The organism is Humisphaera borealis (assembly GCF_015169395.1).
Taxonomy (GTDB): domain Bacteria; phylum Planctomycetota; class Phycisphaerae; order Tepidisphaerales; family Tepidisphaeraceae; genus Humisphaera; species Humisphaera borealis.
In genome coordinates this window covers 4,009,342-4,034,086 of record NZ_CP063458.1, presented here as the reverse complement: position 1 = coordinate 4,034,086, position 24,745 = coordinate 4,009,342, and the positions used below count along the sequence as shown (strand labels likewise).

Genomic DNA, 24,745 nt, shown 5'->3' with positions numbered 1-24,745 from the left:
GGCCTCGCTCTTTGGAACTCTTGGGAGCCGATATGCCAGTTCTTACCCGACCCCGCCGCGGCGCGGCCCGGCTCAACATCAGCGTCATCATCGCGCTGGGCATCGCCGTGTTTGGCGTCATCAAGTTTCTGTCCACCAGCCAGGTCAACCCGGTGACCGGCGAGAAGCAGCGCGTCTCGCTGACGCCTCAGCAGGAAGTGGCCCTGGGCTTGCAGTCGGCCCCGCAGATGGCGCAACAGATGGGGGGCCTTGTGCCCAAGAGCGATCCGCGGTCGCAGTTCGTCACCGCAGTCGGCCAGAAACTGGTCGCGGCGATCGGCAAGGATCACCCCTGGAAGTTTCAGTTTCACCTGTTGGCCGACACCAAAACGGTGAATGCTTTCGCGCTTCCCGGCGGACAGTGCTTCATCACCCTCGCGCTGTTCAACCAGTTGCAGAACGAGGCGCAACTCGCCGGCGTGATGGGGCATGAAATCGGCCACGTTATTCACCGCCATTCCGCCGAGCGGATCGCCAAAGGGGATCTGGGCCGATCGCTGGTAACGGCGGTCGGGGTCGGCGCGAGCGGCAGCGACGGCGGCCAGTTCGCCCACATGGCCGCCGCCGTCACCGCGGACATGATTCAGAAAAGCTACGGCCGCGACGCCGAACTCGAAAGCGATCACTACGGCGTCGAATACATGACCAAGGCCGGTTACGACCCGCGCGAGATGATCGGCGTGATGGAGATCCTCAAGAAAGCCAGCGGCGGCGGGAGCCGGCCGGAGTTCACCAGCACCCACCCCGACCCCGGCAATCGCGCCCAGCAGATCAGCGAGCAGGTCAAACAGTTATTCCCGCAAGGCGTGCCCCCCACGCTGACCAAAGGCGCAGCACTGAAGGACGGCCGCCCCGGCGGCCCGGCCCAAAGTGCGCCGTGGTAGTTCCAGCCGGTTCGGTATAGAATCCGGTGCGACAAGTCGGGCCATTAACTCAGCGGCTAGAGTGCGTCCTTTACACGGATGAAGTCGGGGGTTCGAATCCCTCATGGCCCACATCATCAATTTGCGCATAGTCCCGCAAACAAGAAAGCACTGGGAGACCGGTGCTTTCTTGTTTCTTTGGGAAGGGAACTGGCAGTCTTGGTAAGTGCTTTCTGCCACGTGCTGCACCGCCTTTTGCGCCGCCGACACAGATCCGCCTACAGCCTTCATTCAAATGCCTTTCCCCTCCTGATGCTCGGTCATTGGGGCGCGGACAAGCATCCGCCCTCGTCCCCAATCGACATGCCCGACCGTAGACCAGAAAGCTCGGACTGACGACGCTTTCCCACCGGAATTGAACGATAGCGACTGGATGCCTCACTAATGGGGTTCTGCCCCACCGCATTGATCGAGTCGGGACAAAAGAGAGCCCCGGCGACCTTGGGAGGTCGCCGGGGCAAAGGTTTTCAGGAGGCTACCGGAACGATCCGTTCAACGGACCGATCAGTGGCTGCGGTTGCGGCGACGGCGGGCGAGCAGGCCGAGGCCGGCCATCGCCAGGAGGCCGACGCTGGTGGGTTCGGGGATCGCGTTGATCACGTTGAGGTAGATCGAACCCTGGTCCTGACCGAAGGTGTAATCCGTTCCGTTGACACCAAACGGGGTGCCATTGAACGTCAGGCTCCAGCCGGCACCGATGTTGGTCGCCACCGGGCCGTCGTCGACGACGTAGTCGATCAGGTCGTACTTGCCGGGGTTGAGGTCGCCGGAAAGGACGTTGAGGTTGATCGTCGGCACGGCGGCAACGGTGCTGACGGCGGCCGAGTTTGCCACCTTCAGGATGTCGCCGAGCGGATCAGCCACCCCACCGTTGGGCGCACTCATGTGGTAATCGAGCGTGGTGGTGTCAGCGAGCGTGACCACGCCGGCGGTCGAGAGGTCGCCGGGCAGGCCCGCGTCGCCGGGGGCGATATGGCCGAGGGCGGCGGTCGTGATCGGGCCCGCGATGCTGCCGCTTCCGGCGAGCGTCGCGTTGGCGTTGACCGTGACGGCCGTCGCGGCGAGCGAACCGACGCCACCCTGACCGACCTGCAGCGTGCCGCCGGTGATCGTTGTGGCACCGGTGTAGGTGCTGGCACCCGTGAGCGTGAGTCTGCCTGCACCGGCCTTGGCCAGACCGACACCGGTGATGTTGCCGCCAACAGTAAGTGTATTGGCGGTAACAGTGACAGTACTGCTCCCGGTCATGGCGACGGCACCGGTGCCCAAGTTCAGGTCACGCGTGCCAGTGAAGGTGAAATCACCCAACCACGACTGCGGGTTGTTGTTAGTCACCGTCAAAGCAGCCGCCGATGTATTGTCGATCGTGGTTCCACTACTGATCACCAATGTGCTGGCGGCGGCACCCAAGGCAGTGGCACTGTTGATGTTGAGCTGACCGGCCGTCAACGCCGTCCCGCCGGTATAAGAGTTGGTCCCTGCAAGAGTCAGTACGCCAGCGGTCGTCTTGGTCAGGCCGGCACCGTTGTTGATCTCTAGGACATTCTGGAGGGTACCAGAGAGGAAGTTCAGCGTGGAAAGATTGCTGGCCGCAACCGATCCACCGATCCGATTGCCGCCCATGTCAAGCAACCCGCCGTTGAGGGTCAATGTTGCAGTGCCTGTACCAGTAGAGCTACCCTTTATAATATCACCACCCAGCGTCACTGAACCACCCGTGATATTGAAATTGCTATTGGCGACCAGGCTTGATGCAATCGTACTGTTCGACATCCGGATCGCGGCAGCAAAGGTAGTATTGTTAGCGACCGTGACTGTTCCGCCGCTGACGTTCAAGTTGCCGATGATCGTTTTGGTTCCGACTTGGCTTCCACTAACGGCAGCAGTCTGCCCGAAGCCGATGTCAACACCCCCACTACCAATCACAGTATTCGCGGTGCCCGCAAGATTTAGGCTCGAGGTCCAGGTTGGTGTGAATGTTCCTGCAGCGGTGCTTGCAGTGCCAGTGTTGGTACCGATGACCACGGTGGTTGCGTCGAGCGTGCCCGTGTCAATCGTCAAGGAATCTGCCCGGTTCACGAGCCGGTTTTGGGCTCCGATCGCCAGCGTGCCGACCAATAGATCAGCACTATGACCGGTGAAATCGACATTGTTCGTGACACCGGCTGGTGTACCGACACCGGTTGCCGCGGCACCGGTGCCGATGTTTACCGCCGCGCGGCTGGTTCCATCAGCAGCACGAAGCTTGAACGTGCCGTTGCCGGCTGCATAAGTGATTTGCCCGTAGTCACGGCCGCCCGTGCCGACATTGACAGTATTTACGTTCAGAGTTGTAAGACCCGTGCCCAGGGTGACGCTATTGACCTGACCCGCTGCGCCACCCAATCCACCGTTATCGCCAACATTAAAGACGTTCGAGGTGATCGTGGTGACTGGGGTATTAAGCGCGACGACTGGCGTCGGCAGCAGTAGGCTCGACTGATTGCCGGCGACATTAGTTCCGGTAGGCTGGTTGACACGCACTGTACCAGTTGCGCCAAGGTTCAGCGTCACGGCGCTCAACCCAGTGAGGTTGAGCGTGGAGTTCAGGGCCAGCCCGGTCCCGGCAGTGCTACCACCGACTTGAAACGTGCCGCCGGTCGAAGTTTGCACAAGCGACCCGCCTCCACCAATGACCAAATTGGTTAACTGGGCTGCGGCGGTGGCAACTGTCCCGATGGTGACGTTACCGGTGACCGTCAGCGTCTTACTCGGGGCGATGGTGATTGTGTTGGGGGTAGCCACAGTGGTGAGCGTGTTGACCGTCAAACCGGTCACCGAGTTGTTCTCATTGACGTTCACCGTACCGGAGAGGCCCGCCGTGTTACCCATAACCAGGGTGGAGGTATTGTTGCCCAGGGCTTGGGTGCTGTTGGCGTTGAGGATGCCGCCCAGCGTGCCGTTCAGAACGATGGTATTGCCGGAGTGGGTATTCGCACCCGTCAGATTAAGGGTGCCGGCCCCGGTGACGGTAAGGCTACCCGTGTTAGATATAATGCCATCGATCGTAAGAGCGCCGGCTGCTACTTGGACAACACCTGCACCGGTCAGGGAGACGTTGCGGTTGGTGCCGAGACTGTAAGTATTGGCGCTGGACAGCAACGTGCCAGGACCCAGGTTGATCGTGTTGGTCACACTGGAGTCGCCAATGTTGTTGGCAGCGCTGATCTCCAAAACGCCAGCCGTGATCGAGGTCGCGCCGGAGTACGTGTTGTTCCCGGTCAGCGTTTGCGTGCCAGCGCCGGTTTTGGTGAGCGTCGTGATTGCGGCACCGTTGGTGATGCTGCCGGAGTAGCTGGGAATAGCACCCGTGCCTGGGTTCAGCGTCACGCCCGTCACAGTGTTGTAGTTACCGCCAGTGGCAAAGACAGTAGCCAAGTTCTTGTTGCCAGTAAGACCGCCGAAGGTCAAAGTTGGCACGCCAGTCTGGAGTCCGTTGGTCGCGTCCCCGGCGATGCTATTAAGTGTGTCCAGCGGGCTGTTTTGCAAAGCCAGACTATTGGTCAAATTGAGGATGCCCGCGCTGACGACGGTCGCCCCGTTGAACGTGTTCGCACCGGAGAAGGTCTGCGTGCCGGTTCCGATCTTGGTTACTGCCAGAGAACCCGCCGTGTTGCGGATCACACCACTGAACGTCTGGCCGGTGGCGTTGTTGTCGCCGAGGGTGAGCACGTTCGTCGGGGTGCCGGTCGTGGCCCCGTCGAGGAAACCATTGCCGCTAAGCCCGTTGATCGTTTCGTTGAAGCCGGCCAGATTCAGTATGCCGGTTCGGGTCGCGGTGTTGTTATTCAAAACTACATTGCCCGTACCGACGCCGTTCGGGATTTGATTTGCGGCACCCAGGGCCAGGGTCGCCGTGTAGTTCTGCGCGGGCGTGGCGTTGGTCCTGCCGACGACGGTGTCCCCCTGATAATTGCTGGGGTTGGCTGTTCCGTTGTTTAGCGTGACCGTAAGCACGGTGTTGGCTGTGGTGGTTTGGCTGAGGTCGAGGACCAGTCCGCCGACACCGGTTACCTGATTGGTTAGGTTAATTACGGGTGAGTTGGCCGCGTTATTGCTCGAGAAAACCGCATCGACATTGGCGGTGATCGTGCCGGAGAGAGTGGTCGCGGCGACGTCCGTGCGGATACCAAAGCGGTCGTTCCCTAATCCCGTATTGAACACGATCGGGTTGGCCATCGTCTGGGCAGTAGTATTGAAGAAGATGCCTGCCCTATCAGTCGCGGTCTGGCCGATGATGATGGGGCCTGTGCCCCAGGGCGTTCCGGTGATTGTGCCGACTGCCAGACGTGTGCCGACCGGGTTGTGCGCCAGCACCAAGCCGCCGGAGAACGTATTGGCGGCGTTGCCCGTCACTTGAGTAGACAAGAGGTTGTTACTGAGAATGATCTGCGTCTTGCGGGTGGCACCATCGGTAATCAGCGCCGGCACTGCGGCGGCAGTCACGGGCGTCACAACCAGAGCATCCACATACACGCTCCCGCCCGACGGAGTGCCAGCAGTGGTTGCCGTCGAAGGGCTGGTGCTCGTGCTGGTGTTGGTCACAGTGTTGCCCGCAACACTCGTAAACGCGCCGATCGTGGCGCTGTTCCCGAACAGATCCAGTGTCCCCGTGCCGGACATCGTCACCGCACCAGCCGTCGGTAATGCCGTGGCACTGCCCAGCCGTAGGGTGCCGCCGCCGATTGTCGTGGTACCGGTATAACTGTTGTTTCCGCTCAGCAGCAGAACGCCCGTGCCACCGGTGATCCCCAAGCCGGAAGCTCCGGAAATATTCCCGCCAACGGTGAGTGTCCCGGCGGTCAGCGTAATGGTCGGATTGGAAGTCGATGCGAGCGTGACCGCGCCCGTACCCAGATTCAGATTGTTGGAGCCCGTAAAGGTAAAGCTGCCGTTCCAGTTCTGAACGTTGTTGTTCGTCGAGGTTGGAATCGCCGCTCCGCTGGTGTTATCAATCGTTGTGCCGGCAGCGATTGTCAACGTGCCGGTACCCAATGCGGCGGCGTTGTTGATGTTGAGCGTCCCGGCGGAAAGTGTCACACCGCCAGCTCCGGTGTTCGCCCCACCCAACGTGAGAACGCCTGCGTTGACGGTCGTGAGTCCGGTGTAGCTGTTGTTTCCATTCAGAATCAACGTTCCCGGGCCGGCCTTGGTCAGCGCGATCCCAGTGCCGCTGATGGCTCCGCCGACGGTCAGCGTCTTACCCGCCGTCGCCGACGTCACCGTCAGGTTATTGCCCAACGTGACCGCGCCGGTGCCCAGATTCAGATCCTGCGTGCCAGTGAAAGTGAAACTGCCGTTCCAGTTTTGGACGTTGTTGGTCGTCAGGGTGGTCGCCGCGACAGTACTGTCGATCGTCGTTCCGGCTCCGATGCTGAAGGTGCCAGTCCCGATGGCCGTGGCGCTGTTGATGTTGAGCGTGCCGCCCATCAGGTTGAAGGCTCCCGCGCCCGTGTTGGCACTGGAAAGCGTGAGCACACCCGCCCCCGACTTGGTGACGGCAGCGTTGAAGGCCACCGAAGCATTTGCGCCTCCGATGGTGAGGGACGACGCTCCAGTACCGTGGATGTTCCAAGTCTGCGCCGTGGACGCCACGACGGGAGCGTTGATCGTCACGGCACCACCATCGGCATCGACGAAGATGCCGCTGGAAACGGAACTCGGGGCCAAGGTCAGTGTGCCGCTGCCGATACCTTGATTGATAGCTACGGTGGTCACAGCCGGAGTAGTTGGGGCGTTGATGAATTGCAGACCGTCGAGCGTGTAGCTGCCATCCAAGGTCGTAGTAATTGCCCCCAGGGTATTGACGGCACTGGTCGCGCTGAAGATGACCGTGTCCAGAGAACCCGGTAGCGCGGCGGTGTTTGTCAGACCAGCCAAATCGGTGGAGAAATTACTCAGCGGGCCAGCGTTGAGGGTTGCCCAGGAGCTCGTCGCCTGACTGCCCGTCCAATGAGCCGGTACGTAGGGAACCACTGTCAGCGAAACAAGCGCCGCTGACGAATTGATGGTGTAGTTGAAGCCAGCCGGAGCGGCTCCCAATGCGTAGGTGACGCCGCCAGTAAGCAGGCCGGCTCCGGTCGTATCGGTAAGCAGGTTGTAGGTTCCATTCGCCAAGCCGCCGAGATTGGCAAAATCCAAGGTAATCACGCCGCCACTGGTAACGGCGCTGCCAGTGGCTCCGAGGGTAATGCTGTCATTGGTCCCGGGAGCGCCAAGTTCGAACTTCAGTCGCGCGCCACCGTTCAAGGTGAGCGCTCCGGCTGTGTTACCAAGGGTCAGCGCTTCCGTCGCGCTATTGGTGAAATCCATGAAACCCGTTCCACCAACCGTGAGAGCAGCGATGCCACCTGTGCCGAAACCGGTGCGCAAGGTGCCGTTGCTGACGATCACCGAACTCGCTCCGCTGTTCCAGGACGAGGTGCCCGGAATGATCACGGTGCCCAACCCGGTCTTGGTGAGATTGCCGGTGCTAGCGGCGGCGATGGATTGAACTGTCAGGGCTCCCGTTGACTGAGTCGCCTCGAGGGTGGCACCGCCCGTGCCGATCGTGAGCACACGATTGGCCCCAAGATTCACTGCTGTAGAATTGGTGTATTGAAGCGTGGAGCCACCACTGACGCTGAGGGTGTTGGTGGCACTCGCATCACCAAGATTACCACTCGTTGCGAAGCCCAGGGTGCCCCCGGAGACATTGACGGGACCGGTGAACGAGTTCACGTTGGTGGCCCCGGAGAGCGTGACAGTACCGCCGGTGGTCTTGTTCAAGCCCACCGCACCGGCGAGACCGCCGGTACCGGTGAAGTTCACCGTACCACTGCGCAGGTCGTAGTTTGTGGTCGAGGTGAGCACACCGGTCGACCCGGTGATCGCGCCGCTTTGCAGGCTGACGCCGTTGACGGTGTTGGTGAACGTGGCCACGTCCAAAGCACCAGTGCCGCTGACGACCACGTTGTTGGCGGTAGGAATCGCACTGTTGGCACCCAGAGCCAGAGTACCCTGATTGATGGCAACTCCACCCGTGTAGGTGCTGGCCGGATTTGCCAGCGTGAGCGTACCGAGACCAGTTTTTGTGAGTCCACCCGAAGTGTTGGAGGTCGGCAGAGTGATGCCGGGCACTGTCACGGTTGCTGGGGTGTTGGTACCACCGCCTATCAAGGTGACGGTCACAGCATCAGTTGCTCCGTATACGCCGGGGTTGGTAATGACAATTCCGACCACCGATCCGCCGCTCATCAGTGCATAGCCTGCGGCGGGCACGCCGGTGGCGGACGCGGGCTTGCTGAAATAGACCGCCGGCGCACCGATATATCCCGATCCGCCGGATACCGCCAAGTCGTTCTGGGTGACACCTTGGCCTGTCGCTCCAAGCAGCGGCTGGGCGGCAGGGAGGGTCACGGAGTTTCCACTGGTGTCAATCGTCAGGCCGCCATTGAAACTCGGGGCACCACTCCCCGTGAGCGCACCGGCGTTGTTGTTCACGGGCCCGTAAATCGTGTTGATGAACGAGATGGAAGCCGAACTGGCCGGGGTCCACCCTGTGGCCAGCGCGGCACTGGCACGCACCGTGCCGCCGGCATAGTTGTAGTAGGCGTAGTTGAGAGAGGTAGGCGCGGCGGGGAGGGAGGTGCTGGCGATGGCGCCTGTGCTCAGGACGCCGGCGGCGACGTTGATAAAACCGCTATTGCCGTCGCCGTTGTTAGCGGTGGTGCTATTTCCATAGCGGAAAGGCTGCGCGCCGGTCAGAACCTGAGCGCCGTTGCCCGCGACGTTGAGTACGCCGTAGGCACCGCCCACGTTGCCCGCGACAGGATTCAGATAGATGCCAAACGGGTTGTTGCTTCCCGTGTGGTCGATCTTTCCGGAGTCGGTCACGGTGATTTCGCCGAGGCTGTAGTTGAGCCACCACTCGGCATTGGTGTGGTCGACAAATCCGGTGCCTCCGACATAGAGGACCGAGGTCTGCACGCCGATGCCAGTGCCGTTCGTTGCCGAAGCAGTGCCCTGGTTTCCCATGGTGAAGCGGGAACCGCCAGTCGTGCCGGTGGTGTCGCGGAGGATGCCGCCGGTGATGTTGTAGAACCCGTAAGCGCCGGTTCCGCCGACGACACTCTGAGTGCCGGTCGTGACGTTGGGCGTTATGACGACCAGGCCCGCGCTCTGGTTGTAGGCCGACGCAGTGCCGGCGACGGTGGCTCCGGTGATGGCAAAGAGCGTTGTGGTTCCGCTGCTGGTGTAGTTGACGATCGCGTTGCCCGCGGCGGGAGCAATGTTGATCTTGGAGCTGGCGGGTAGGCCGGTAATGCTGCCAGTGCCGACGATGTTCAGCGTCCCGGCAGTAACGTTGGTATTGCCGGTGTAAGTGTTCGCTCCCGAGAGCACCAGAGTGCCGGAGCCAGCTTGCGTCACAATGCCGGTGCCGCTGATAGTCGCGGCGAAGTCCGTCCCCTGCGTGACGGTGTTCGAGCGATTGAAAGCCAAGTTTCCGTTCGTTACCAGTGCGACGTCCGTCGCGATGGAACCGGTGGTTCCACCGCTGCCGATCTGAATGAAGCCGGCCCCCGCCGTGGTCAGCGTAAGGCCCGTACCACTGACAGCACCGGTGATTACAAGCGGGTTAGTTGCGTTATTCGTCCAGGTCTGGTTAGCCCCCAGAACGATGTTGGCGCTAATCGTGTTCGTACCCGAGCCGGCGGCAACGGTGATCCCGTTTCCAAGAGTGTTGCCGTTGACGGCGGCGGCGTTGATCGTCAAGGGTCCGCCCGTACCGGCGGCGATCGTCGAGCCGGCGGTGTTGGCGGTGCCAGTGCCGGTGAAAGTCAGGCTGTTGATTGTGTAGGCCGCATCAAGCGTCGTGCTGAGGTTCGTTGCGGCGTTAGAGGTAAAAACAACGTTGGTCGTCGAGCCGGGAAGCGAGAACGTATCGGGACCTGCGGAAGCAGCGGCGACCCAGTTGGTTGCGGTGCCGGCGCCACCCGGCTGAGAACTCCAACTTGCGTTGGAAGTGCTATTCCAGAAAGCACTCGCCGGGCTCGAGTTTACAAAAGTGGATACCGTCAGAACCTCGTTGGTACCCGACTGACTGAGGGCCAAGCTATAAGGCGTTCCGCCAAAATTCACGACATTGGACGCCAGGTAGAAGTTTGAGTTGTTGAGCGTCCCAGCAGCGTTGATCAATGTGTAGCTGCCGGGGCCGAACCCTGCCAGCGGATTGATGGCGATCGAGTTCGAACCCGTCGAAGTGGCAAGACCCGTACCAGTTACGTTATTGAGAAGCACATCGATCTGGTCGGACGTTGCGCCGACGTCAAACAGGATCGCCCCGCCGTTGAAGTTGACGGCATTGCCAGCGAAGGTGCCGTTCTGCACAAGGTTGAGGTTCCCGATCGTCCCGTCGGCCAGATTCAACACGCCGCCCGGAGCCAGCGTGAGTCGACCGCCTGCTGCTGCCGTTGCAGTATTGCCAATGGTTCGGCCTGCGGCGGGCGAAAACGTTCCGCCACTATTTATCGTAACGAGTGTATTCCCCAGAGTTCCTGGCGCTGCCAGCTTCAGATTGCCCGCGTTGACGGTCGTGGCGCCAGTGTAGGTGTTGGCGCCGGAGAGTGTCCAGGTTCCGGTGCCGGCTTTGGTGATGCCGGTGGTAAAGGCCGTGGTGTTGTCCGAGATAATTCCAGACATCTCGCCGAGGCCGGCAGTTGAGCCTTGCAGAGTGACGGTCTTGGCTATGCCACCCGTGGCCCAGTTTGCGGAGAAGTTGAGCGTACCCGACAAGCCGGCTTGCTCCACAAACGCGGTGGTGGCGGTGGCACTGGTCTGGATTGGCACGGCTGTGGTTTCTCCGGTGCCCGTATAGAGTAACCTCGTGCCAGTGGCGGCCGAAAAGAGGAAACCGGTCGTACCACCAAGGTTGTTGGCGATGCTGCCAACACTAATCGTTCCATTTGCGGTAGTGATAGAAGTGACACCGGCGATGGTGTTGGTATTGGTCAGCACCAGAGTGCCGGCACCGTTCAGTTCCAATGCGCCACCCGCACCGGTCCAGAATGCCCCGTTGGCTGTCGACGTATTGACCTTAGCATTGATCGTCAGCGTGGTGTTTGCCGAGGGCTGAATATTGCCGCCGTCGAGGGCGGTGCCTGAACTGATGGTCAGCACTCCGCCGCCCGTTCCGTCAATAGTCGCGTTGGCCGTGCTAGTGATGACCTGGCCCCCTGTGTTCGAGAGGGTCAGTCCGCTGGTGCCGATGTCCACCGTGCCACCCGAGATCGTCAGGATGGTCGCGGTATTGGTGTTGACGGTGCTGCCCGTCGCACCCAGGAGGAGGGTTCCGGTGCCCGTCTTGGCAATCGTCAGAAGTCCATTCCCGACGACCCCGACGGCACCGCCTGCGACGCCGGCTCCAAACGTGGTATTCGAGACGCCCGAGACCGTCAGCGTCTTCGTGCCTACGCCAGTGAAGGTCATGGGGCTGCTGAAGGCGAGCGTGCCGGTACCCGAGTTGTCGATGCCGCCGCCGCCGGTCGTGCCGGCAAGGTTAATCACTCGATCGGTTGTTTCTCCGCCGCCGGTGTAGCTCAGGATACCGGTCGTGTTGGTTGACCCAAGGGAGATGGTGCCGTTGCCAATGGTGGTTGGGGCACCCAGGTTGCTGGATGCCGTACCCCCCACAACACTATTCAGCGAAGCGACACTCAGCGTACCGTTCACAATCGATGTCGGCGTGGTGTAGGTACTGGCCCCCGAGAGAGTCAGTGTGTTGACACCAAGTTTTGTCAATCCACTGGTGGTGGTGGCAGGCACGATGCTGGCGTAAGTGAAGTTCCCATTGGTGGTATCAATGCCGATGTTGGAAGTCGGGGCGATCGTGATCCCCAAGAGACTTCCGGTCATGCTCCCGGCAAAGGCATTGTCGATATCGGCCGACGTGAATGCCGACGCGCCCGAAACACCCAGACCGAGCGTGGCTCCCGCGGCGAACGCGTGGGTTCCGGATGTCGATTTGGCATTGGTATTAAGGAAGGTCAGTGCGCCGGCGTTGACGGTGGTGCCGCCGCCATAGGTATTAGTGCCGGAAAGCGCAAGTGTGCCGAGCCCGGCTTTGGTAATACCAAACGTCGCACCGGAGATTGCCCCGCCGACAGTCAGCGTGTTCGCATTGGCGGTAATCGTTCGCGAGGCAGTCAAAGTGACTGCGCCCGTGCCTAGGTTCAAACCCGAAGTTCCCGTGAAGGCAAAGTCGCCCGCCCAAGACTGGGCCTTGGCGTTGGAGATGGTAATCGCAGCAGCCGTGCTATTGTTAATCGTTCCGCCATTGATGGTGAACACACCGGCAGCGGCGCCTAGAGCCGTGGCACTATTGATATTGAGCGTGCCGGCGTTGAGCGTGGTGGCGCCTGTATAGGTGTTGGCCCCTGAAAGGGTCAGCGTGCCACCACCCAAAGTGATTCCACCACCAGTGCCGGAGACGACACCGCTCAAAGTGAAAATGCCCGCGCCAGTGCCGGTGATCGTACGGACGGACGTACCGAGATTGACCGTGCCAGGCAGAGTGAGATTGTTGGCAAGGTTAAATGCAAAGTTACCACCCACGACAATGGGGTTGATGTTGGCTATCGCCCTTGCCGCGCCACTGGTATTGACGAGCGTACCACCGTTGATGTTGAAGGTGTTGCCGTTTCCCAACGGTCCGTTGGTTCCGGCGGTGCCATTGATATTTAAGTTGAGCTGACCGTTGGTCAGAGTCACGGGACCAGTGAACGTGTTGGCCCCATTAAGTGAAACAACACCGGTACCTGCGCTGTTAATCACTAGGGCAACATTCCCACCAGCCGTACCGTTGCCGATGACACCGCTGAGCGTGATGCCGCCGGTGCCACTGGAGCCCACAGTGATCGTCTGCGTGCCGGTCGTGGCTGCGCCGGTGACGGTACCACTGATGGTGAGCAGGCCGGTGCTGGAGTTGCTGAAGTTGACAGCCGTACTCGCCGCCCGAAGGGTGAGAGGGGTTGCGACGGTGTTTGCGCCGGTTGACTGCTGGAAGATACCGGAAGATGCACCCGTGCCGCCGATGGTGATGGTGCCGGCGGTGATCGTGGTGGTCGGCCCGACGTTGGAGGCGAAGGTAATGCTGCTGGCCAACTTGTTGGCGCCGCTCAAGGTGATGCTGCCAGTATTGGTGGTGGCCTGCTTGATGGTGAGGTCATCTGCGGCGGTCGTGATGGCGTTTAACGTACCGGCACCGCCGCTGACGTCCGTGTTCCAGAAAGCGTTCGTATCATTCCAGGCACCGACGACGGTGGAGAATCCGGCGGTGGTTCCGTTAACATCCCAATAGAGGGGTGCCGCTTCAGCCTGCTGCGAAAACAGACCCATCATCGCGAGGGGAGCAGCAGCTTGAGCCGCGGCCACAGAGGCCACGGACAGGACGTGACGACGCTTGCGGCGTGAAGCCGCAGAAGTCGAAAGGCGCATCAATTCTCTCTCCTCGCAATCGCCCTGATTACAGGGCGACGCAAAACTCCGCATTCTCAAACGACATGTACAACCGGAAACGGTGCAGCATTAAGGTACTGTACAGACCGCCCGCGTCAACAACATTTTAGTTCAGCCCGGCAAGAGTCCGATATTCGATATCTTGCCAGACAGTTATCGACATAACACGATATTTCATTCTTCCTGTTCCCGCCTCGGTTTCGGCAGGCCTTCGAGTCATAAGCGACTGAGACAGATAAGTTAACGATTTCTTCAGGCGCGAATGTTCAGGATCTGACCGGCCGCGGCCGGCAACTCTCGGGGCCATCGACATCGTCGTCGCCTCCTGATCTTGCGCCTTCGTGCTCCCTGTTTCCCCAAGACGGCAGACGAACCCAACAAAAAGCACCCGGCGAAACTCTCGCCGGGTGCCTTGTGACTTGTGGCTGGTGTTGGACGAGTCGCGAATCCAAGCGACGCCTGTCGATCAGGCCCGACGACGACGGCGGCCCAGCAGGCCGAGGCCGGCCATCGCCATCAACGCGACGCTCGTCGGCTCGGGGATGCCGGTCAGCACCACGTCGTTGCCGTCGCCACCCGCGTAGTTCACGGTGTAGAGCGCGCCGTTGGCATCGGCCACGGATGTGGCGTAGAGGTTTGTGCCGATGAAGCTCAGTGCCTGGCCGTTGACGGACGCGAAGAAGTTCGTGCCGCCGACGGCGTCGGTGCTGTCGTTCTTGATGATCACAAACTCGTCGGTCAGCTGCGGCGCAAAGCCCAGTGCGACGGTCAGCAGGCTGCCGTCGGCGATATTGACGGTGCCCGTCACATCGGCCTGATCGTAGCCGGTGCCAGCAGTCGTTCCGTTGAGCTCCACCGCGTAGGTGGACCCTGTCGCCAGCGAGAGGGTGGATGCTGCTCCGGTGCCCGGGGTGGTGTTAAGGATGGAGATGATGCCGGTGCCGGCACCCGGGGCCAGTGTGCCGCCGGACTGGACGAGGACCTGCGACGCGGCCGACGCCGCGAGGGTGATGACACCACCGCCGCCGAGCGTTCCGCCGGTAGCAACGGTGTAGGAGGCACCACCAGCGTGGCTCCCGCCCACCAGCAGCGTTCCGCCGTTCACGGCCGTTGCGCCAGTGTAGGTGTTGGTTCCGGCCAGGGTGAGCGTGCCGGCGGTGGTCTTGGTGAGCGGCGTAGTCCCGTTGTTGATCTGGGCGACGTTGCGGAGGGTGCCGGACCGGAAGTTCAGAACATCGATCAGCGTTGCCGATCCGATGTTCTTGTTGTTCATGTCAAGCGTACCACCATCCAAAGTGATCGTGGAAGTGGTGGTGCCGCCGCCGTCCAGGATATTGACGTTCGAGTTAAAGGTGCCGCCGGTGATGTTGAGCAACGCGGTGGCCGCGCCAGCGGTGGCCTGTGAGCCGAGCGTGAAGGCCGTGTTGACGATGAAGTTGCCGCCGCCGACGGTGAGCGTGGAGTTGGCCGTGCCGGTGCCGGCGGCGGTCTTGGCGCTCATGTTGAGGGTGCCGACGGTGAACGTTCCGGCATCAAAGAACACGTTGGCGGTGACGCCGCCGGAGTTCGACGCCATGTTCAGCCTGCCCAACAGAAGGGTGCTGGCGTTGACGGTGGAGACGTGACCGCGAAGGTCGAGCGTTCCAGCCGCGCCGCCGCCGGTGGCGGTTCCGTTGTTGTCGGCAACGTTAATGGCGGCGCCGGAGCCTGCCTTGTTGTTGATGGTTACCGTCCCGGGGCTGCCGGCGAGTTGCGACGCGAACTTCATCACGCCAGGTCCGGAGTTCTTGCCCACGCCGATGTTGATGGTATCGGCCTGAATCGTATTCGTGCCGGTACCGAAGATCAGGGAGCCTGTCCCGCGGCCGTTGTTGCCGCCGGTGTTGCCCGCGGTCAGCGTCGTGGCGATGAGGGTGTTGGACGTGTTGGACAGCAGGACCGTGCCGGGGCCCTGGGTAGTGCCGCCGACGCCGATGTTGAAGTTGGTGACGTTCGCACTGAACCCACCCGTCAGGGCGGTGACGTCGAGCGTGCTGTCGTTCCAGTAGGCGGCGTTAGTGGCGGCCTGGTTGGTGCCGACGTTCACCGTGGTGCCAGTGATCGACATCGACCCCGCGCCACTCACCGTCAGGTTGGAGAACGTCGCGCCGGTGCCGGCACCGGCGTCGTAACCCATCGTCAGGCCGCCGGTAAGGGTGAAGGTCTTTCCCGAACCCACGGTCACGGTATTTGCCGTTGCTGAGTTGGTGCGAACGAGCCCTGATGCAAATGAGGCACTGCCATTGGACAGATCCAGGTTGCCGACCACCGTCGCGCCGTTGGCGCTTCCGAATACGAGGCCGCCGGCCGTGACGAGAGAGCCGGTCACCGCAAGGCTGCCGGCGCTGATCGTCGTCGCACCCGCGTAGGTATTGGTTCCACCCAGCGACAGCACGCCGCCGCCGGACTTGGTGATGCCGAACGCCGAGGTCAGATTGCCGTTGATGGCAAGTGCGCCTGTCACATTGATATCTGGAGTTACCGTCTGCGTGACCGTTGGAGTGCTAAAGGTGAGGTTCTGGGTGCCGGTAAACGCAAAACTGCCGTTGATTGCAAGGGCGTTCGCAACGGTCATCGCCGAGCCCGAGGTGTTGTCGATGGTTCCGCCAGCGACCGTGAAGGTGTTCGACCCCAGAGCGGCCGCGTTTCCGATATTCAGCGTGCCAGCGTTCAGCGTGACGCCGCCGCCGATCGTGTTGGCAGTCGACAGCGTCAGGGCACCCGCGCCGGCTTTGGTCAGCGAGCGGTTGTTGCCGCCGTCGCCGATCGCCCCGCCGACGGTAAACGTGTTGCCGGCGACGGTGAGCAGCACATTGGCACCCATCGTCACATTGCCGGTGCCGAGATTCAGGCTTTGAGTTGCGCCAGTGTAGGTGAAGTCGCCGTTCCAGACGTTTGCTCCGCCGGTCAGGGTCACGGTACCAGCACCGGTATTGTCAATCGTCGTACCGGCATTGATCGTGAAAGTGCCCGTGCCGAGTGCGCCTGCGCTGTTCGCGTTCAGCTTGCCCCCCGTCAGGGTGAAGCCGCCGGAGCCGGTGTTTGATGCACCGCTCAGGGTCAGTGTGCCTGCGCCGGTTTTGGTGACCTTTGTAGTAAAGTTCGTGTTGCCAGAGACGAGGAGCGAAGACGTCCCAGTGCCGTCGACGGACCAGGTCTGTGCGGTCCCGACGGTGAGCGGTGCGGAGATTGTCACCGCGCCGCCGTTGTTTTCCACCGTGATGCCGTTAGCCGAACTGACGGGGGAGAGATTGAGCGTCCCACCCGTGCCAGGGGCGATCGAGACCGTCGCACCGGCGGGTTGGGACGTGAAGCGCAGGCTGTCGATCGTGAAGGCGGCGTCCAGCGTGGTATTGATGGGACTCGCTCCGACGCTCGCGGCGCTGGAACTGAAGATCACCGTGTCTGCGGCCTGCGGAACCTGCGTGGAATTGACACTTCCTGCAAGATCGGTCGAGAAGTTCGAGAGCGGCCCGCCGCTAATCGTGGACCACGATCCTGTCGTCTGGCTGTTGGTCCAGTAGATGTTGCTAAGAACCGAGGTTGTAAGGCTGACGGTCGTCGCGGTGGAGCTAATCAGGTAGTTGAAACCGGACGGCGCATTGCCGAGGACATAGCTGGCACCGCCAAGTCCGCTCGGCGCGGTGATCAGGTTGTAGTTTCCGAGTCCGATTCCGAATCCGGCCAACGCGTAGAAATCGAGGGTGATTACGCCGCTCGTAGTCGCCGGATTCGACCCCGTCATGTTGATGCTGTCATTGCTGCCGGAGCCCGCGAGTTCAAACCCGAGACGACCGCCGCCATTCAAGGTGATTGCACCCGTGCCGGTCCCGGCAAGCGTGATCGTCACCGGGCTGGTATCCACCAATTGCAGAGAACCCAAACTGCCGACGGTGACGGTGCCCGTGTTGGTGGCATGGAGACCTGCAGTCAGGGCGCCGCCAGTTACTGTGACGCCGCCAGACTGAAGATTCACGGCCTGTACGCCTGTCACTGTGAGCGCTCCCGGCCCGGTCTTGACGAAGTTTGTCGCTGCCGAGGCACCGGTGGCGACAATGCCGTTCGCTGAGATCTGAAGATTGCCGTTGTTGTTCTGAACCTCAACTGTGCCCGTCGTGCCGGCCGTGAGTGCCACTTGGCGGAGCGCACCCAACGAGACGGCTCCTGCGCCGGTGTATTGCAACGTGCCCCCGCCCAAGGTGACGCCATTGGTCGCCGAGGCGTTTCCGAGCTGGGCACTGGTGGTGAACGAGAGCGTGCCGTTGTTTATGTTGACGGTGTTCGCAAACGAACCGAGGCCGTTGTTGGTGAGCGTCACCGTTCCCGAAGTCGATTTGGTAGCGTTGACCGACCCGCCGAGACCACCGGCTCCGGTAAAGCCCACGGTCCCGCTCCGCAGGTCGTAATCGGTGGCGGAAGTGATCACGCCCGTGCTGCCCTGAATGGTGCCGCTCTGCAGGCTGACGCCGTTGACAGCATTTGCAAACGTGGCCGCGTCGAAAGTGCCGCCGTTGACGACCACGTTGTTGGCGGCCGGGATGGCGTTTGCGATGCCCAGCGCCAGCGTGCCCTGGTTGATGGTCACGCCGCCCGTGTAGGTGCTTGTTGCGTTCGACAGCGTCAATGTGCCCAGGCCCGTTTTGGTGATGCCGGCCGCGGTGTTGGCGGTGGATAGCGCCGAGGTGGTGAAGGCTGCGATGGAACCGCCACCGCCGCTGAGCGTGATCGTCGGCGTTTCGTTGAGGGCGTAGGTGCCGGGATTGGTAATTACGATGCCGTTGACTTTGCCGGTGGCGGCATCAATGACTGCATACCCGGAGGCCGGCACGCCGCCAGCGGCAGGCGCGCTGAAGACGACGGCGGGCGCACCGATATAGCCGGAGTTGCCGGGCAACGCCGAGACGTCGCCGATATTGGCCTGCGTCACGGCAAAACCCGACGCGGCTCTAAACGCGTTCGTGAAGGTCGTGGCAAACCCGTTGGTGTCGACCGTTAGTCCGCCGGTGAAGTTTGATGTCGAGCCAATCTGGGTGTTAAAGGCGGCGTTGGCATTGTTGTTGTTCGTGATGGGCCCGTAGATCGTCGAGGTGCTGGTGTGCCCTGCGATGCTCGTTGCCGGAATGAAGGAGGCCAGCGCCGCGTTCATCTTCAGCGTGCCGCCGGCGAAGTTAAAGTATTCGGCGGTGGATCCAGTGGTGCCGGTTTCATTGATCGCCAAGCCGACACTCAATGTGCCGCCCGCCAGATTAAGGAAGCCCTGGTTGCCGGCACCAGGATTGCTGAACCCAAATTGGATTGCCCTGACGCCGGTGTCTACATTGCCGCCCGCAACGTTCAGGGCACCGTATGAGCCGGTGCCGTCCATCGTGATCGCCAGCTGAGCCGTTACAGCCGCAGAGCGTACGAGATTACCGCCGGGCCCAACGGTGAGCTGACCGATGCCGTTGGTCCGGGGAAGGATCAGCCAGTCGCCGACGTTGTTGTTGAGCGTGCCGCCGCCGCCCACATAAACGACACCCACGCCAGCCGTGCCGCCGGGCGCGACCACGTCGAAGCGGCCGGTGTTAAAACTACCGCCCGTGATGTTGAGCCCGCCGTAGCCGGACTTGGCCACCCACTGTACGTCAGCCCCGGTCGTCGGCACGATCGTGACACTGCCGGCCGTCTGGTTCATGACTGTCGTACTGCCAACAGCGTTGGATCCGGTGAAGACGAAGTAGTTGTTGACGTTGCCGCTGATGTTAACGACGGTGTTGCCGGGGGTGTCGCCGTACCGCAAGGCGCTCGAGGCGACGAGGCCGGTCAGCGACCCGGTGATGTTCAGCGTGCCGCCGTTGACAATCGTATTGCCGGTATACGTGTTCGCCCCGGCCAGTTTCATAACGCCGGCATTGTTCAGCACCACGTTCGACGCTGAAGTGTTGTCGGCGATCGCCGAGTTGATGGCCAGCGTGTTGCTGGAATTGTTGGACAACGTAAGCAGGCCGCCGGCCGTTGCCGCGGTGAGCGTTCCGTCGCCGGCCGTTGCGCCGATGGTCAGGGACTGTTTGCCCGGCTCAATGACAATGCCCGTCGTTCGCAGGATGCCGGTCGCACCCATATCCAGGGTGGAGGGGCCGGCGGCATTCTGAATCAGTGCGTTGATCGTGGTCGTGGTTGCGCCGAGCGTGTTGTTTGCAACCCCGGCGACGTTGTTGATGCGCACCGTGGCCCCGGCGGTATTGGGAACCACTGAGCTCATCGTATTAATGTCGGTGTAGGTCGCCGCAACGATGCCGTTCGTCGCGTCGTAGGCCGCGAACTCAGTCGTGTTGTAACGAGCCCAAACGGGGAGGTTGCCGGGTGCCTGGGCGGTAAACAGAACGCGATTCCGCGCGTCAACGCCAAGCCCGGTGCCCGTGAAGTTCAACGTTGCGCCACTCGTGTTTGCCAGCGAAGCGAACGTTAGACTCGAGGTCTGCCCGACCGCGGCCTGGTCGGCGATGATGGTGCCGCCACCCGTGTTAATATTCAGGACACCCGTGGTTTCCGAGTAATTCGTCGCGGCAGCAGCATCGTTGGAGAAGTCCAGCGTTCCGCCCGCAGCGAGCGTGATTGTCCCGGCATCGGCCAGCCGATTGCCGTTGTTGGCACCGACGAGGTTGTCAAGCAAGAACGTTCCGCCATTGATCGTGACACTTGAAGCGATCGAGCCGCTTGTCCCGGCGAGCGAAAGTGTCCCTGCGTTGACGGTAGTCGGGCCGGTGTAGGTGTTCACACCAGACAATGTCCACGTCCCGGTGCCGGCTTTGGTAACTCCGGTGGTATTGGTTCCCGTTAAGTTGTCGACGATCGCACCGGCGATCTCGCCGATGCCGGTCGTCGAACCCTGCAGCGTCCAGACCTTGGTACCGACACCACCTGCGGTATTCGTGCCAGTAAACTTCAACAACCCCGTACCCGACTGATCAAGGATCGCGGCCGTTGTCGTGCCGCGAAGGTCGAGTGCGCGATCGGTGGTCTCTCCAGTACCGACATACTTCAAGGTACCGTTCATCATCAGAATTGTGCTGTACAGGTTGCCCGTGATCGAGTTGCCTGCAGCAGGCTGACCCAGCGAGGAAGGGAGCGCTCCGTTCGCAGTGCCGAGCGACGTCACGTTAACAACGATCCCACCACCATTGATACTCGTCTGCCCTTGATAGGTGTTCGCGTTGCCCAGGATCACTGTGCCGGTTGGGTTAAAATCGAGATTCGCATTCGCCACAGTGCCCGCGATGACAGCGCCACTCAGGTCCAGGGTGACACCTGCGATTGCTCCGATATCGGCCCCGTTGTTGGCGGCCGTTGCTACACCGTTCAAAGTGATCAGGCCATTGACGAATACGGTGCTGCCAGCAGTGGCACCCGTGGTGTTGATGGTGGAGGCGCCAACATTGCCCAGCGTCAGACCGCCGGGCCCAGTGTTGATAGTGCCGCCACTGATGGACAGCGTGGTAGCAGTGTTTCCCGTGCCCGTGAGGGACCAGGTACCGGTGCCGGACTTGACGATGGTCAACGGGTTTGTGCCCGTAGAGATCGTTCCGGGAATGGTGCCTGCATACTCGCCGGTGCCCGTAGTCGAACCGCTGAAGGTAACCGCTTTGGTGCCAGCGGCGAGGGTCATGTTGCCGGTGAACTTCAGCAAGCCTGTACCCGACTGGTCAAGCACACCGCCGCCGGTGGTGCCGGCAAGGTTAATGACGCGGTCGGTCGTCTCGCCGGTGCCTGTGTAGCTCAGCGTGCCGGCCGTGTTGGTGGAGCCCAGGGAAATGGTACCGTTGGCAGCCGTAGTCGGGGCACCCAGGTTACTGGATGCAGTACCACCCACGACGCTGTTTAGCGAAGCAACAGACAGCGTTCCGTTCATGACCAACGTCGGGCCGTCATAAGCGTTGGCACCGGTGATGGTCAGAGTGTTGGCACCCAGTTTCGTCAATCCCCTCGTGGTGATCGGCACGGACGAGGCGTAAGTGAAGCTCCCATTGGTCGTGTCAAGGCCGATATTGGTAGTCGCGGCGACGGTGATCCCCGAGAGACTTCCCGTCATGCTTCCGGCAAACGCATTGTCGATGTCGGCGGAGGTGAAAGCTGACGCGCCCGAAACGCCAAGACCGAGCGTGGTTCCGGCGGCAAAGTCGTGTGTTCCTGTTGCCGACTTGGCGGTGGTATTGAGGAAGCTGAGCGCACCAGCGGAGACGACGGTGCCACCGCCGTAAGTGTTGGCACCCGAGAGGGCCAGCGTGCCGGCACCGGCTTTGGTCAGGACGGATGCTGCCCCGGAGATTACGCCACCGACCGTCAGGGTATTGGCATTGACGGTAACGGTTCGAGAGCCAGTCATGTTGACGGCACCCGCACCCATGTTCAGACCTGACGTTCCGGTGAACGTAAAGCTGCCGCCCCAAACCTGAGCGTTGTTGTTAGCCAGGGTGATGGCAGCAGTAGTGCTGTTGTCAATCGTCCCGCCGTTGATGGTGAAAAGACTCGCGGTACCGCCCAGTGCGGCCGCATTGTTGAGGTTCAGCGTGCCGGCAGTGAGCGTGGTGCCGCCGGTGTAGGTGTTGGCCCCCGAGAGTACCGTGGCGCCCGTACTGGTGTTATTGATGGTTAGGGCGACCGTTCCGCCACCGGTGCTGTTGCCGATGATACCATTCAGCGTGATGCCGCCGGCGGCGGTGGAACTAACGGTGACGGTCTGAGCGCCTGCGCCCGCGCCGGTGACGGCACCGATGGTGAGGAGGCCGGCGGCAGAGTTCGTGAAGTTGAGACTGGTACTGGCCGCATTCAAAATCACTGGAGTGGAGATTATCTGGGCTGAGGTCGAAGCCTTAAAAATGCCCGATAATGCACCCGTACCGCCAACGGTGATGCTGGTACCGCCTGAGATCGTCACGGCACCCACGCCCGCAACGAAAGTGAGGCTGCTGGCCGACTTGGCACCGGTCACCGTGATGGTGCCGGTATTGGTGGTAGCCGTCACGAAGTTCAGATCATCGGCGGCTGTCGGATTGACGATGTAGGTACCGCCAGTGCCTGAAGCATTCGGGCCCCAGAACGCGCCAGTATTCCATGCTCCGACAACGGTCGAGAAACCCGCCGTAGTTCCGTTGACGTCCCAATAGTATGGTGTCGCTTCCGCCTGCTGCGAAAGCAGACCCATCATCGCGAAAGGAGCAGCAACTTGAGCCGCGGCCACAGAGGCCACGGACAGGACGTGGCGACGCTTGCGGCGCGAAGCCGCAGAAGTCGAAAGGCGCATTAATTCTCTCTCCTCGCGTCACCCTGCATGCAAGGCGACGTAAACTCCGCGATCTTCAACGACATGTACAACCCGAAAAGGTGCAGCGAGTAGGGTACATCACAGCCCACCAGCGTCAACAAGATTTCATTTCGTCGTGGCAAACTTTTGATACTCAATATCTTGCTGGACGGTTCCCGCCGTAACCCAGTCTTTGATCTCTCCTGTACAAGCCGTGGCCCGAGCACGTCGCGGGGATCATAAGTCACTGATAGAGATCAACTAACGACGCCCTTCAGCCCTAAGCTCCAGGATGCGTCCCGGCAGCATAGGCACCGACGACGGGAACGTGACTTCGCGCGCGTATTCGCAGATTGCGATCGTGCCCTCCCCCCAGTGGTGGACATCTATCGGACGGCCCAGAGGCGATAACATGCGGTGCACCTTGACACCTTGTGGTTTCCCGTCGTTGTCCTGTAGATCGAGACGCAATAGATCGAACCCGCTCGCCGTCGAGCCTGGGATCATGTTGCCGAACCGCGCCACCAGAAACGCGCCCCGGTACGCCTCGGGAAAGTCGGCCCCCAGGCACACGATGCCCGATGGGCACGAGTGTGGCGTGAAAGTCGAGATCGCCCTGCCGTCGGCGTAGCCGCCGTCGGGGCCGAGGTTGGGAATCGGCTTCACGAACTCGCCCGCCGGCTTCGGGGCCTTTGGGGTGTGGGTGTACGGCCGCTCGGCGAGGTCGGAAAACGCGTACGGAAAGCCGTAATGTCTGCCCTGCTCGATGAAGTTCAGCTCTTCGGGCGCGTCGCGATTGGGGCCGTTGTCGGTCGCGATCATCCGGCCGCGGGCATCCCAGCAAAAGCCATAGGTATTGCGCAGCCCTCTGGCGAACACTTCGACTCTCGGCGGATCGTTCCGCGGGTCGATCCGCCAAACACACGCGGTCAGATCGATCTCCCCGATCTGAGCGAACCGGGGGTCTTCGCCTTCCTCCCCTGCATCGGTACGGGACCCACTGTTGACGTAAAAACACCCGTCCGGCCCGGCGGCGATATGGCTCACGCCGTGATTGAACGTCTTGATCTCGTACGGAAACTCGACCTTCAGCCAGGGTTCCTGTTTGAGCGTGACGGCATCGGCGGATCGCGGGGCGGTGCGGAAGATCGTCACGCGGTTCATGACCGGCGTGACCGTATCGTCGCGCTCGTTGGCAACGACATACAGCCGTCCGTCAGGATCGAGCATCAATCCCAGGGTGAACCAGTATCCGGCCTTGAGATAGCTCCGGGCCTCCAGCACGCGGCGTGGCAGCGACGGGTCGCGGCCGCGGTCCACGCGATAGACATCGCCGCTCTGACACAGCACGAACAGCGGCCCGCCTTTGCCGTCGCTCGCGAGGCGCGTCGGGAAATCGGGCAGGCGGGCGACCTCACACAGTGTGAAGCCCTCGGGCGGCTTGGGGAGGGCGTGGTAGTCGAGCGCGGCGTAGAGCTCGTCGATATCTTTGTAGGTCGCCGAACCGATGACGGCTCGCTCGCCGGCGTCGTACGTGCCCACCATCCACTGCCGTGTCGCGGCGTCCCTGACGACATGCTCGCCGCGGACGCGAATCGCGATGTCAGGGACGAGCCAGCGCACGTCGGGCCGAGGGGTCGCGGCAGACGCCGCCGGGTTTGGTCGAACGCCGACCTTTAGCGACCCGAGCTCTTTGCCGGACAAAGGGGTCGCACGTTCAACGCAGAAAAGCCGAGCGAGGCGCGCCGAAATGTCGGCAACTGATTCCGGTGCCGGCGTAGCGACGGGCGGCGCGCCGATCGCCACGCCCGCCGATTCGGGCGCTGCGACCCACATCACACCCGCGGCAAGCGCCACGGCACTGGAGAAGACGAACAGCCGACCGATGGTTCGAACGGACATAAGAGCCCTCCACTGTAATCCAGGCGTG

Annotated in this window: 4 protein-coding genes and 1 tRNA gene; 2 read left to right on the top strand and 3 right to left on the bottom strand. The window is 61.7% G+C overall.

The genetic code is table 11. The annotated features are described in order from the left end of the window. Nucleotides 1–32 precede the first annotated feature (32 nt). A complete protein-coding gene (locus IPV69_RS14985; RefSeq protein ID WP_206290498.1) occupies nucleotides 33–923 on the top strand; it encodes a M48 family metalloprotease in 891 nt (296 codons plus the stop codon). Between the two features lie 38 nt (nucleotides 924–961). Beyond that, nucleotides 962–1,034 (top strand) — tRNA-Val (locus IPV69_RS14980). Between the two features lie 432 nt (nucleotides 1,035–1,466). On the opposite strand, the gene IPV69_RS14975 is transcribed toward IPV69_RS14980, so the two are convergent. From IPV69_RS14975 to IPV69_RS14965, 3 genes are all read right to left on the bottom strand, one after another. Further along, nucleotides 1,467–13,379 (bottom strand): autotransporter-associated beta strand repeat-containing protein, encoded by an 11,913-nt coding sequence (locus IPV69_RS14975; RefSeq protein WP_206290497.1) that lies wholly within the window; start codon nucleotides 13,377–13,379, stop codon nucleotides 1,467–1,469. Between the two features lie 583 nt (nucleotides 13,380–13,962). Continuing rightward, nucleotides 13,963–22,719: a beta strand repeat-containing protein gene (locus IPV69_RS14970; protein WP_206290496.1), complete on the bottom strand. Its 8,757-nt coding sequence runs from the start codon at nucleotides 22,717–22,719 to the stop codon at nucleotides 13,963–13,965. Nucleotides 22,720–23,076: 357 nt separating this feature from the next. Then, nucleotides 23,077–24,717: a PQQ-dependent sugar dehydrogenase gene (locus IPV69_RS14965; protein ID WP_206290495.1), complete on the bottom strand. Its 1,641-nt coding sequence runs from the start codon at nucleotides 24,715–24,717 to the stop codon at nucleotides 23,077–23,079. Nucleotides 24,718–24,745: the final 28 nt, after the last annotated feature.

Coding starts and splice junctions, on each gene's coding strand:
- IPV69_RS14985 (WP_206290498.1), top strand. CDS start 33: ATGCCAGTTCTTACCCGACCCCGCCGCGGCGCGGCCCGGCTCAACATC.
- IPV69_RS14975 (WP_206290497.1), bottom strand. CDS start 13,379: ATGATGGGTCTGTTTTCGCAGCAGGCTGAAGCGGCACCCCTCTATTGG.
- IPV69_RS14970 (WP_206290496.1), bottom strand. CDS start 22,719: ATGATGGGTCTGCTTTCGCAGCAGGCGGAAGCGACACCATACTATTGG.
- IPV69_RS14965 (WP_206290495.1), bottom strand. CDS start 24,717: ATGTCCGTTCGAACCATCGGTCGGCTGTTCGTCTTCTCCAGTGCCGTG.